This window comes from Thermodesulfovibrionales bacterium (genome assembly GCA_035622735.1).
Lineage (GTDB): Bacteria > Nitrospirota > Thermodesulfovibrionia > Thermodesulfovibrionales > UBA9159 > DASPUT01.
In genome coordinates this window covers 1-12,200 of the sequence record DASPUT010000120.1, presented here as the reverse complement: position 1 = coordinate 12,200, position 12,200 = coordinate 1, and the positions used below count along the sequence as shown (strand labels likewise).

Below are 12,200 nucleotides of genomic sequence, written 5' to 3'. Positions count from 1 at the left end.
TACAGGGGAGATACAGGATTTTTGACGGCAGCCTGCAGAGGGCCTGTGGCTACGGCGATATGGCTGTTCTCCTGAGATCCCGGACCCATCTGACGTCCTTCGAGGACGCATTGCGACGCGCGGATATCCCCTTTGTCGTTGTGAAGGGTATAGGCTTCTACAACACACCGGAGATAGCGATTCTCAAGGACCTGCTCTTCTTCCTCATCGATTCGGCCGACGATTACAGTCTCTTCAATGTCCTCAGGTCTCCTCTCTTCGGAGTGGATTACGGCTCACTCGTCGAACTCATAAAGGATACGGTCCCGGGCAATCTCCCGCTCAGCAGAGTCTATGCCGCTCTTGATTCACGATCGCGAAAGGGCGGATCGGAAGTCCCCCTTCAGACAAGCCTCTGGAATGAAGGGCCGGACGCAGGGGAAGAAAGACTCCGGGAGATATTCGGTTCGCTGAACCGGTGGCTCAAAAAAGCTCGGGAGATCCCCTATGCAATGGTTCTCGAAGAGATCCTCGCCGATTCCGGGGTTTGGGGATGTTTCCATGAAAAGCAGCGATACCGGAACGTGAAGAAATTCATCAGTCTCATTGAAGAGTTTGAATCGAAGGGGTTCACAGGCCTCGAGATCAGAGAAAAGATCATGAGGGCTTCAACACGTGCTGATGAACCGAAGGCAAATGTCACTACGGAAGGGATGAACGCGGTGCGACTCATGACCATACACGCATCGAAGGGTCTCCAGTTCCCCATGGTATTTCTTCCCTGTCTCGACGAGGAAAACAAGGCCCGGGTCGGCAATTCCATCGTCATGGACGAGGACGGGGACAGGATCGTTATCGGATACGAGGATGATTCCGAGATACGAAAGACATTACCCCTCTTCCGGAAAGAGCGGGAGAAGACTCTCGAGGAGGAAAAGAGGCTCTTCTATGTCGCGGCCACGCGGGCGATGGACTACCTCTGCATGTCAGGGGTCGTCAGGAAGGAAAGATTCTCCGGAAAGCTCTCCTACCTGGCGGATGCCTTTCATCTCGCTCCGGACGAGAGGGATCCGAAGACCGAGCTTTTTACAATAACCAGGGTTACCGCCAAAGACCTTGCGATGTCGCCTTCACCGTCAGTATATCGTAGCCCTCACGGCGTCGCGCCCGAATCATCGATAGAGCGTGAAACGGTCTTCATTAACCCCCTGGACTATAAGCCTTCTTCTCTCTGGCTCGATGTCACTGAGGAGGTCGATTCCGTGAGACGGAAACACGGCGAAGACTGGGTCATTCTCGGCCGTTCCTTCCACCGGCTCTTTGAGGGCATCTCAAAAGGAGCAGTCGATATGGGCAGTGTAGAGACCAAGATACTCGACATCCTGAGAAGCGAGACGATGTCGGATGGAGCGCTTGGTGCCATGAAGGAGATCATCCTTTCCGATATCCGGAAACTTGATGTCTCGGGCTATCTCAGGGAGATCATCCTCCCGCGGGACCAATCCTTCGCGGAGCTGCCCTTTATTCTCGAAAGAGACGACACGATCTACCGGGGCCGGATCGACCGGGTTATTATCAGAGGTGCGGCCGCACTTCTCTACGATTATAAGACCTATCCCGTCAAGGATGCGGAAATACCGGGGTTGCGAGAGCATTACTCGTTCCAGATGAATATCTACCGGCAGGCGGTAGAAAACCTCTTCAACCTTCGGACGCGGGCTTACCTTTTCTTCACCCACGAACGAAAATTGGTCGAGGTGTAACCCTTTACCGCTTCACCATCTTTCTTACTATTTTTCCCGGCAGCGTCTCGACCGCTCTGAGGGCGGCATGGGGGCAGACCTCTATACAGCAATAGCATCGGATGCATTTCTCATAATCAAATCTGAGCTTCTTTCGATCGGACGTTATCGCTTCGGCCGGACAGTATTTCCAACACTCCCCGCATAGCCTGCAGAGTGCCTTATCGGACACCGGTCTCTGAACGAGATGTCTCCTCATGATGCCGTGCAGCCTCCGGGGGCCGAAAACGAGCGGAGTTATCTCGGGCAGTTTGAATCCCCTGACCTCCGGGAGGTCTCCCTCCCTCTCGATTCTGTCGTCAGCCAGCCCCATCTCCCGAGCGGCCTTATTCGTCGGCAATCTGTCAGGATCGATGCGGAGCATTTCACAGACCGTAATATCCAGAGAAACGGCGCTATCGCTGCCGATGAGAACTCCTAAATCCGTCGGCGTTCCGCCCCTTCCCGGTCCCTGGCCCTCCATGGCAACTATGCCGTCGAGAATGGTAATAGGGGGTCTTAGAATGTCATTGATCTGAACGAGCAGCTTCGCAAACATCTCTCGATCGACTCCTGTTCTGAAATGCCATTCTGGCTTCCTGAAGCCCACGATGCAGCCGAAGAGGTTCTTTACCCCAAGGGTAAGGAGCATCTGGGTGTGCGTCTTGAGTTTCGGGAGATTTATGAGGGTATCGGCTCTCAGGGCGTCCCGCGCAATCTCTATGCTTTTGAAGGGCGCACCGATAGCGACAGTTTCTGAGAGTCTGAATTCCCGGTATTCCACTTCTAGGCCCCTCAGGGTCTCCCTGATTCCGCTCTCTCTCAATACCTTTTCGAAAGAGCCGATGGCCGGACTATCCGAAATCCGCGCCTTGGCGCCCTTCTCGAGCACGTATTCAACAGTAGCCCTAATAACGAGGGGATGCGTGAGCATCGCCTTATCGGGCGGAGCAGGGGCGAGCAGGTTTGGTTTGATGAGGACAGTCCCGCCCTTCCCTATCCTCTCATCCCCGAGGCCGTCTAGGATCTCAAAAATCCTCGACCTCAGAATTTCGTACTCGTAAGACGCATTCTTTAGGATGACCCTTGACATCTCAATCCATGGTAAACGGATATCGGATGAGCGGACAGAGGAGACGATACATAACGGGCCACAATTCCGACCATTCGCCTTACCGAAAGAAATGCGAGAAGGCCTGAGAAAGCAAATGGAGGACGTCGAAGGTCTTCTCCGACGTCCCCCATTGAAGAGAATATCACGTATCGCCTTCTGGTACGCTATTTCTGGTCGGCGATCTGGAGGCTTACATAAAAAGTGGCACCGCTTCTGTAGAGGAGGAAGAGGATCGCCTTTCCTGCCTTTTGTACGGCGTCATCAAAATCCTTCAGGGTATTTACCGTCTGGCGGTTCACCTCGAGGATGACATCCCCCCTCTGGATTCCGGCTTCTACCGCCGTACTGTTCGGTTCGACGTTCGTAATGACGATCCCTTCAGTCTTCTTCATCCCTAATTCCTTCGCTATTTCTGGGGTGACCGGCTGCAGGGACATGCCCATCTGTTTCAGTACGTCCCGGCCGGGCTGGCCGCCCTCTCCCTCTTTCATTTCGCCGATGACCGCTGTTATCGTCTCCTCTTTACCGTTCCTGAGCACCTTGAACGTCACTTTTTCATCCGGGCTCATGACAGCGACCATGCGCGGCAGGTCATGGTAGTCTCTGACCGGCCTTCCGTTCATTTCGAGAATGACGTCTCCTCTCTTGAACCCGGCCTTTTCCGCAGGACTATCGGGAACAATATCAGAGACAAGGGCTCCAGTTGTTTCCTTCAGACCAAAGGACTTCGCGATATCCGGGGTGACTTCCTGAATCGAGACGCCCAACCACCCCCGGGTAACCTTGCCCCTGTCCCTCAATTGAAGGAGTATCTCCTTCGCCATATTAATCGGGACGGCAAAACCGATTCCTTGACCGGACGCGATGATAGCCGTATTGATACCGATTACCTCCCCGTGGAAATTCAGGAGAGGTCCGCCGCTGTTTCCCGGGTTGATGGAGGCGTCTGTCTGGATAAAATCGTCATAGGGACCTGCTCCGATGACCCTGCCCTTTGCGCTGACTATGCCTGCGGTCACCGTCTCCGAGAGACCGAAGGGGTTGCCTATCGCAATGACCGCCTCTCCTTCTTTCAATTTGTCGGAATCTCCGAGTGGAACAGCCGTGAGAGGATCTTCCGTTTCGATCTTGATGAGGGCGATGTCGGTCTTGGGGTCAGAACCGATGACCTTGGCAGGGTACTGTTTCTTATTGGAAAGAATTACTGTGATATCGTTCGCCTTCTGGACAACGTGATTGTTCGTCACGATATACCCCTCTTTACCGATAATAAACCCCGAGCCGAGCCCCTTTCTCTTAAATTCCCGCGGTTCCTGATTGCCGAAAAATCTCTTCCAGAACTCGTCATCTCCGAAAGGGGAATGGAATCCCTGCGGTGCGCCCTCCGACTTGACCGTCTGGGTCACACTGATATTCACGACAGCGGGTTTCAGCATCTCGACGAGCTTCACGACAGTCTCATTCGTCAAGGGAACAACCTTGAGGGTGTCTGACGGCGGGAGCGTATCCCAGAAAGACGCCCCATGGCCAGATACCCCCGACATGAAGAAGAATAGGAAAGCAGCTAACACCGCTAATGCAAAACCTTTCATCCGTTTCTTGTGCATGGCAGACCTCACTCCGCGTTTCTCATTTTCTAACGATATTTCGACCAAACAAGAGAGGCATGTCGGCGACGCCGAAATGCCCCGTGATCAGCTTTGCTTAATCTAAAACAAATCTCCCGTCGTGTCAATAGCAGGTCCCCTGACTCGTTGAAAGGATTCCCCGGCACCGTTGCGCCCTCAGAACAGGGTTACACCGATACACGGCGGCCTAATACGCACTAGGTGTGATATAGTAATTGAAGTATCATGGCTGTGCTCATCGATAATAAAACCGATATAATTTTAGACGTTTTTGACTCCCTGGCCACGCCTGCCTTCATTCTCGATGCGACCGCGAAAATTGTTTCACTCAACGCTACCGCTCGTACGGTCTTCCTTTACTCTCCCGATAACATTATAGGCAGGAACATTGGGGAACTCATATCCCTCGGCAATGACCTGCGCCCGGAGATTCCGACTCTTCTCGATTTTGGTCCGCATGAACACCTTCAGAAGGAGACGACGGGGGGAACGCATTTTGAGTCACTCTGCAAAAAGAAGAACGGCGAATTCTTCTTTGCCCGTGTTTCCGTCGTCCCCTATAACGGAAAGGACAGGAAGGTCGTCATCATGCACGACATATCAACGCAAAAGAAGCTCCAGCAGCGGGCCTCGCAGAGGTCGAAAGAGCTTTCTATCTTTAATACCTTTTCAAAGATTCTCACGAGGCACACCGACATCGGCATGATCCTGGAGGAAACCATTCAGATGCTGCTGTCCCGGATGGGGGTCGATAAGGGATGGGTCTATCTCATGGATGACGAGGCCGGGGAACTCCGTCTCGCTGCCCACCGCGGACTCTCAAAAGCCCTTCTTCGGGATGTGAGTCGCCTGAAACCCGGCGAGTGTTTCAGCGGGAAGGTCTTTGCTTCAGGCAGGAGGCTCCTCGTGAAGAAGGCCTCTGAAGACCCAAGGGTTCTCTATAGGGACCCCACGATAGAGAGCATGGCCGGTGTCCCGATAACCTCGAAGGGGACCATGCTCGGGGTTCTCGGTCTCGGGTCTGGCGAGAGAACTTCTTTTACCTCTCTCGACATTCAACTTCTTAAGATAATAGCCAGTGAACTCGGCGTCGCCATCGAGAATTCAAAACTGATCGCTCAGCTGCGCGACAAGATGAGACAGGTCGAACTCATCAATGAGGTCAGCGGCATCATTAATTCGAGCCTCAGTATCGGGACCGTATTCAGGATCATGGTTTCCGAGCTGCGGAAACTCATCGTGTATGACAGGGCAAGCCTTCTCCTCTATAACGAAAAGGCGAAGAACCTTATTATCCTTGCCCTGGATACGGATATGAAGACGATCCTGAAGAAAGGCGTCAAGGCCCCCCTCGAAACGACAAGTGCCGGCTGGGTAATAGAGAATAACCTGCCCCTCATTAACGAGGACCTGGCATCCGAGATACGCTTCCCCCTTGACGAGAAACTCCTCCGCGAAGGCATCAGGTCGACGATCAGTATCCCCCTCTTTCAGGACAAGATAATGGGGGTCTTCAACCTCGACAGCACGGAACCGCGGAAGTATTCCGAAAAAGACCTCCAGATACTGCTTCCCGTTGCGAAGCATATCTCGATCGCGCTTGAGAACGCCTTCCTCTTTGAAGAGATATCGAGGGAGAAGAAGGAGTGGGAGAAGACCTTCGATGCCATCACCGATATGGTATGGATCGAGGACGACAGACAGCGCATCATCCGGGCGAATAAGACGCTTTTCATGAAGGCGGGGCTTCTCGCATTTCAGGTCGCAGGAAAACAGTGCAGGGAAGTCCTGAGCAGGATTGGGATACATCCTTCCGAATGCCTCTGCCGAAAGACGGTTTCGACGAAGAGACCCTCCTTCCAGGAGGTCAAAGGGGCAGGCGGAAACATCTTTCACTTCTGGGCCTATCCCCTCATGGACAACGACGGGCAGCTCTATGCTGTCGTTCATTATCTGAAGGACGTCACATCGCGCAAACGGCTTGAACAGCAGCTCATACGCGCCGACAAACTCGCCTCTCTCGGTACCCTTGTTGCCGGCATCGCCCATGAGATAAACAATCCCCTCGGCATCATTGCCGGCTATTCTGAGGCGCTTCTCGATAGGGCGAAAGAGAAAAGGCTCCTCGCCGTGGAAGAGTTTGAAGATTTTCCCGAATATCTCGATACGATCCACAGCGAGATGTTCCGGTGTAAAGAGATTCTTCGCAGTCTTCTCGAATTCGCAAGACCGCACGGGGGGACCTTCCGCAGGCTCGACGTCAACGAACTCATCAAGGAAGTGATTCTCCTCGTCAACCATAAGGCGGCGCGTCTGAAACACAACCTGGAACTCAGGCTGAACAGGGATCTTCCGAAGATCGCGGCAGACCCGGGGAGTCTGAGGCAGCTCTTCATGAATATCATCATAAACTCGATGTATTTCACGCCCGAAGGAGGGAGCATCGTCATCGAGACCTGCACCGACGAGAGCCGGGGCGTAAAGACGGAGATTGATACGGTCACCATATCCATCAGCGATACCGGCATCGGGATTCCCGGCGATGCCCTTGATAAGATTTTCGATCCTTTTTTCACGACGAAAGCCGTCGGAGAAGGTACCGGTCTCGGGCTCTCGATCTGTCACAAGATTGCCGAAGAGCATGGCGGTACCATCGATGTGGAAAGCGAAGTCGGCAGGGGAACACGTTTCATCATAAAGCTACCTGCAGGACCTGACCGTTCCGATGACCAGACTTCTCGTTATTGACGATGAGGAGCCCTTCAGGAGGCTCCTCAAGAAAGAGCTGTCGAGAAAGGGCTTTTTCGTCGAAGTGGCACCGGACGCGGAAACGGCGCTCCGGCTGCTTTCGAGTGACGTCTATGATCTCGTTCTCCTCGATATCATCATGCCCGGCGTTGACGGCATTTCACTCATGAAGAAACTGAAACAGGACCCCGCATCTCCTGTCATTATCGTACTGACGGGCAAGGCAACGGTAGAGACGGCGGTCGAAGCGATGAAACACGGGGCATACGACTACCTCACGAAACCCTACAAACTCGATGAACTCGTGATCATCATCAACAGGGCCTATGAATACGGCCAGCTCATGATGAAAAATCACCTGCTCCAGCAGGAACTGATCAGGCAGGAATCACCCTTTGAATTCATTGCGAGCAGTTCTCACCTCAGAAACATCCTCTCGCTCATCAAGAAGATTGCGCCGACTGATTCCGCAGTGCTGATTCAAGGTGAGAGCGGCACGGGAAAAGAGCTCATCGCGAATACCATCTGGCATTACAGCAAGAGAAACCGTTATCCCTTTATCGCCCTCAACTGCGCGACCCTTTCTGAGTCCCTCATCGAATCGGAATTGTTCGGACACGAGAAAGGCGCCTTCACGAGCGCATACCAGACAAAGTACGGCATCGTGGAGGTCGCCGACAAGGGAACCCTCTTCCTTGATGAAATAGCAGAGATGCCGCTCGGCCTTCAGGCGAAACTTCTCCGCTTCCTCGATTCCGGGGAGTTCAGAAGGGTCGGCGGCAACAAGACGCTCAAGGTCGATGTGAGGGTAATTGCAGCGACGAACAAGGATATGAACGGGATCATGAGGGCCGGTGCATTCAGGGAAGACCTCTATTACCGGTTGAATGTCATCACGATAGCGATCCCACCGCTCCGGGAGCGCAGAGAGGACATCGCCGAACTCGCGAAATACTTCATGAAGAAATACAGCAGGAAATTATTCAAGCCGATTGCCAACATTAAGGAGGAGGCCCTTCTCATGCTTCATAAGTATGACTGGCCCGGAAACGTAAGGGAACTCGAAAACGTTCTTGAGAGGGCGGTCATTCTCTGCGACAACAGAGAGATAGGGAAGGAAGACCTCGCCATTCCGGCTGCTGCGGCGGCGGAAGAGAGAAGTCTTCACCCTTCACTGGAAGAGATGGAAAAAGAGTATATCCTCAGGGTCGTCAGGGAAACGAACGGCAATCAGTCAAAGGCGAGCCAGGTACTCGGCATCGACAGAAAGACCCTCTATCTGAAGCTGAAGAGATACGGCATCGACATCCCCTTCAAGAACAGACTATAGCACCTGCTGCCGGGAACGGAAAAGGGGGGCTAGTCTCTCCGCGATGCCCTCTTTTCTCAAGTCACTTCCGATAATCACGAGGCGACTCTCGCTGACGGTACTCCCGAAGGGGATATGGTCCACCCTTCCAAGGGAAAGGTCGAATCTGAAAGGCCCTTCTGCCGTCTGGACAAGGGCCTTTGCCCTCACGATATTTCCGTACATTCCCCTGGCCATATCCTCGAAAAAATCTTCATAGAATGGGCAGGGCCCTTCCCCCTCCAGCATCAGGGAAAAGGTATCAAACGCGAAATGGGGATTCCGCACAATCGCGGGTCGACGATTTCCCGTTACCGCGGGGAGAGGGTAGTCAAGAACGGCATTGACGGTACGGACGATTATCGCCCCGGGATTCATACCTTCGACAAGGCTGATGGTTCCCGATATCTTCTCTTCGTCAGCAATATCGACTTTGTTCACGAGCAGGATGTCGGAGTTGACGATCTGATCTTCGAAGAAGGCTCCGTACATCTGGGACTCGTAGAGTTCCAGGAACTCTGTGGCATCAACGAGTCCGACCACGGTAACAGGGCCGACGTTGAGGTTGCCGAACACTTCGAGGACTCCGGAAGGAGAGGCCACGCCGCTCGGCTCGACGAGGAGATTCTCGGGCGAGAGGGTATCTCTGATTTTTTCTATCGTCGTGATAAGATCGAACTTGAGCGTGCAGCAGACACACCCGCTCGGCAGTTCTATCGATTCGATGCCGTCGACGGAAAATATCTCTCCATCGATCCCCGTCTTGCCGAAGTCGTTGACGAGGACGACCGTCTTGCCCGTCACGGTCCTCACATAACGCCGGATGAAGGTTGTCTTCCCGGCCCCTAACAAACCGCATACGATCGTTGTTTTCATCCTTCTGTATAATATTTCATTTCTCCTCTAAAAGCAAAATGGAACCGATTGAAAATACCCTCTATTCTTAAACGGGGCCCTTTTTGTTAGTATAGGTATCATCAATTGAGGAAGGAGAGAAGAGATGAAAAGTGAGAAAGAAAGGGATCTGAAGGAGGTTGTGGCGAGGAGGGTCGACTTCTTCAAAAAGAAGCCTGAATGTGCGATCTACAAGCCGAAGGTCTCTTCAAAACACATCCAGGGGCTTTATACGGAAACGGTCGTGCGCGAGCATCTTGTCAAGTCCGATTACGGAGAGGCAGCCGGCGGCACCAATCTCGCACCGAACCCTATAGAGCTGCTGCTCGCTGCTGTGGCCGCCTGCATCGAGGCAGCATTCTATGAGTTTGCGGTACACGAGGGACTCACCATAAATGCCCTCTCAGCGAACGTCGAAGGCACTCTTGACCTGAGGGGGCTCTTCATGGTCGACGAGTCGGTGACCCCGGGCTTTCAGGACCTGCGCTATACTTTCACGATAGAGTCACCTGATGATGAAGCAAAGGTGCGGGACCTCGCAGAGAGGGTAATCGCCCATTGCCCTGTTGTTGACAGTCTCTTGCGACCGGTGAAGATGACTGGCGAGATTGCCGTTACGAAGGGCTGAAGGGCATGCGGATCAGTGATAAGTTCAAGGGGGACGAGAAAAGAGTCTCCTTCGAATTCTTCCCGCCGAAGAGCGTCGAATCGAGACGCCCTTTCATGAACGTCGTGAATGCGCTGAAGCGGTATGACCCGCTCTACGTATCCGTCACCTACGGGTCTGGCGGAAGCACGAGGGACAGAACGGGCACCACCCTCAAGTGGATAAAGGAAGAGACGGACCTCACGGTAATGTCTCACCTCACCTGCATCGGGGCCACCACATCATCGATAGACGCCCTCCTCAAAGACTACATGGCTTCAGGCATCGACAACATCCTGGCCATGCGCGGTGACCCTCCCCGGGACGTTGCCGACTTCGATCCGGCCAAAGGTGAGTTTCGCTTCGCTCGTGACCTCGTCGCGTTCATCAAGAGGTGCAAGTATTTCTCGATAGCAGTCGCGGTCTACCCCGAGGGGCACCAGGAATCGCCGAGCATCGAGAAAGATATGGAATATACGAAGGCGAAGATCGATGAAGGAGCCGACTTCGCGATCACCCAGATGTTTTTTGATAACCGATACTATTATGATTTTCTCGATCGGGCCGCAAAAGAGGGGATAACGATACCGATCCTGCCGGGCATCATGCCGATCACAGACTGCAGGAAGATCGAAGAGTTTGCCGATTTCTGCAATGCGACGATACCACAGGATATCAAGAAGAAGATGGAACCTCTCCTCGATAAGCCCGAGGAGATGCGGAAACTGGGCGTGGAATACGCCGTACGGCAGTGTGAGGACCTTCTCGATGGCGGCGTCAGGTATCTTCACTTTTACACGATGAATAGGGCAGATTCGGTAGGCGAAATACTCGACGCCCTGGGCAGCCGATTTCTTCGGAAACAATCTGGGTAAAGTTTCCCCAACCTGTGGGGTATTTTTCTACAGCGGATCGTCTTCGTATACTTTTTCTGAATCGGAAGAAGAGCCAACCATGCGGTTTCTCAGATTTTCATTCCTGGCACATGGTTTGCTATTGTCTACCCGTGAATAAAATCCTCCTCTGTACCCATAACCCGCTCCTCATGAAGAGCTTCTACGGAATATTGAGGGATGAAGGGTATAGCATAGAAGTCGTCGAACAGCGATCTTCTGTCATTCAGAGGGCGTTGGGAAAGGGCTACTCGACCGTTATCATCGATTCCGAATCTTTTGGCCTCTCCGCAGAGGAAATCGTAGGCATCCTCAGAACGATCCTTCCCGACGTGCCTGTGCTTGTTATCGGCGGCCACCCTTGCGCGGAAGGCGCCCTGAGCGTGAAAGCGCCCGTTGACCTTGAGGAATTCAGACAGGTCTTTCATTCTATGAACCGCATCAGTAATATTTCGCAAAATCAAGGAGGAAGAACATGGCAATGACCCCGAGGGAGAGTATTCTGAAGGCCTTTGCAGGAGGCAAGGCAGAGAGAGTGCCGGTGACAGTCTTCGGAGGAGGCATGTGGTCTATCAAGGATTACGGCACGACCTTTGAAGCACTGGCGCTTAATGCGGAAAAGATGACGGACATGTGCGTTGTTGAGGCGGAAAAGATCAGGAGTGACGTCGTCTACGTCGGCTCCGGCTATAACAACTTCCATGCGATAGCGCTCGGCAGGAAGTACGGCGTCGGCGAGAAATACCGCGAGATCGGGGCGCCCGATATCACCGATCACTTTGTTCACGGTGAAGAAGACATCGCAAAGCTCGACATGAACGACCTGTTCAAGGAACCTGTTATCAAGACCGTGCTGGATGCGACAAACAGGGTCAGGGAGAAGATCGGGAAGAAGTATCTCGTCACGATGACCTGCTGGGGTCCCTTCACGCTCGCCGCGAGATTCGTCGGTGAAGAAGCCTTCATGAAGTATACCTTCAAGAAGCCGGCCTTCGTCGAAAAGATGGTAGATTTCTGCGCCGACCTCCTCATTAAGCTTTACGAGCCTCTCGTGAACGAAGGGATGGAGGCGCTCAGCATCGCCGACCCGACCGCATCGGGTGACTTAATCAATCCAAAACAGATGTCGCGCTTTGCGGTGCCGCCCCTCAAGAAGATGAGCGACTGGG

General features: G+C 53.3%; 10 protein-coding genes. 7 read left to right on the top strand and 3 right to left on the bottom strand.

Features of this window, described 5'->3' with window-relative positions; translation table 11 throughout:
- Positions 1 to 1,742: 3'-5' exonuclease (locus VEI96_06770; GenBank protein HXX57686.1), on the top strand; the 1,742-nt coding region annotated here is incomplete at its 5' end.
- A 4-nt stretch (positions 1,743 to 1,746) separates the two neighbouring features.
- Here VEI96_06770 and VEI96_06765 read toward each other — a convergent pair.
- Positions 1,747 to 2,853 carry a DUF362 domain-containing protein gene (locus VEI96_06765; protein HXX57685.1) on the bottom strand — a complete coding sequence of 369 codons (1,107 nt, stop codon included), beginning with the start codon at positions 2,851 to 2,853 and terminating at the stop codon, positions 1,747 to 1,749.
- Between the two features lie 185 nt (positions 2,854 to 3,038).
- Entirely contained in the window at positions 3,039 to 4,481 is a 1,443-nt protein-coding gene (locus VEI96_06760; protein ID HXX57684.1) for a DegQ family serine endoprotease, read from the bottom strand.
- Positions 4,482 to 4,727: 246 nt separating this feature from the next.
- Between VEI96_06760 and VEI96_06755 the strand changes: the two genes are divergently transcribed.
- Positions 4,728 to 7,250, top strand: coding sequence for a GAF domain-containing protein (locus VEI96_06755; GenBank protein HXX57683.1), 2,523 nt, complete (start codon positions 4,728 to 4,730; stop codon positions 7,248 to 7,250).
- The gene (locus VEI96_06750) at positions 7,228 to 8,580 is read left to right on the top strand and encodes a sigma-54 dependent transcriptional regulator (GenBank protein HXX57682.1); all 1,353 of its coding nucleotides are present in this window, start codon (positions 7,228 to 7,230) and stop codon (positions 8,578 to 8,580) included. Before VEI96_06755 ends, VEI96_06750 begins: the two co-directional genes overlap by 23 nt.
- On the opposite strand, the gene VEI96_06745 is transcribed toward VEI96_06750, so the two are convergent.
- Complete coding sequence (locus tag VEI96_06745) at positions 8,575 to 9,474, bottom strand: GTP-binding protein (GenBank protein ID HXX57681.1); 900 nt, start codon at positions 9,472 to 9,474, stop codon at positions 8,575 to 8,577. The genes VEI96_06750 and VEI96_06745 overlap by 6 nt on opposite strands.
- Positions 9,475 to 9,598: 124 nt before the next feature.
- On the opposite strand from VEI96_06745, the gene VEI96_06740 reads away from it, so the two are divergent.
- The 4 genes from VEI96_06740 to VEI96_06725 form a co-directional block, all read left to right on the top strand.
- Complete coding sequence (locus VEI96_06740) at positions 9,599 to 10,120, top strand: OsmC family protein (protein ID HXX57680.1); 522 nt, start codon at positions 9,599 to 9,601, stop codon at positions 10,118 to 10,120.
- A 5-nt stretch (positions 10,121 to 10,125) separates the two neighbouring features.
- Entirely contained in the window at positions 10,126 to 11,013 is an 888-nt protein-coding gene (gene metF / locus VEI96_06735) for a methylenetetrahydrofolate reductase [NAD(P)H] (GenBank protein HXX57679.1), read from the top strand.
- Between the two features lie 131 nt (positions 11,014 to 11,144).
- The gene (locus VEI96_06730) at positions 11,145 to 11,516 is read left to right on the top strand and encodes a hypothetical protein (GenBank protein HXX57678.1); all 372 of its coding nucleotides are present in this window, start codon (positions 11,145 to 11,147) and stop codon (positions 11,514 to 11,516) included.
- On the top strand, positions 11,507 to 12,200 hold a 694-nt coding region (locus tag VEI96_06725; protein ID HXX57677.1), incomplete at its 3' end, for a uroporphyrinogen decarboxylase family protein. The genes VEI96_06730 and VEI96_06725, both read left to right, overlap by 10 nt.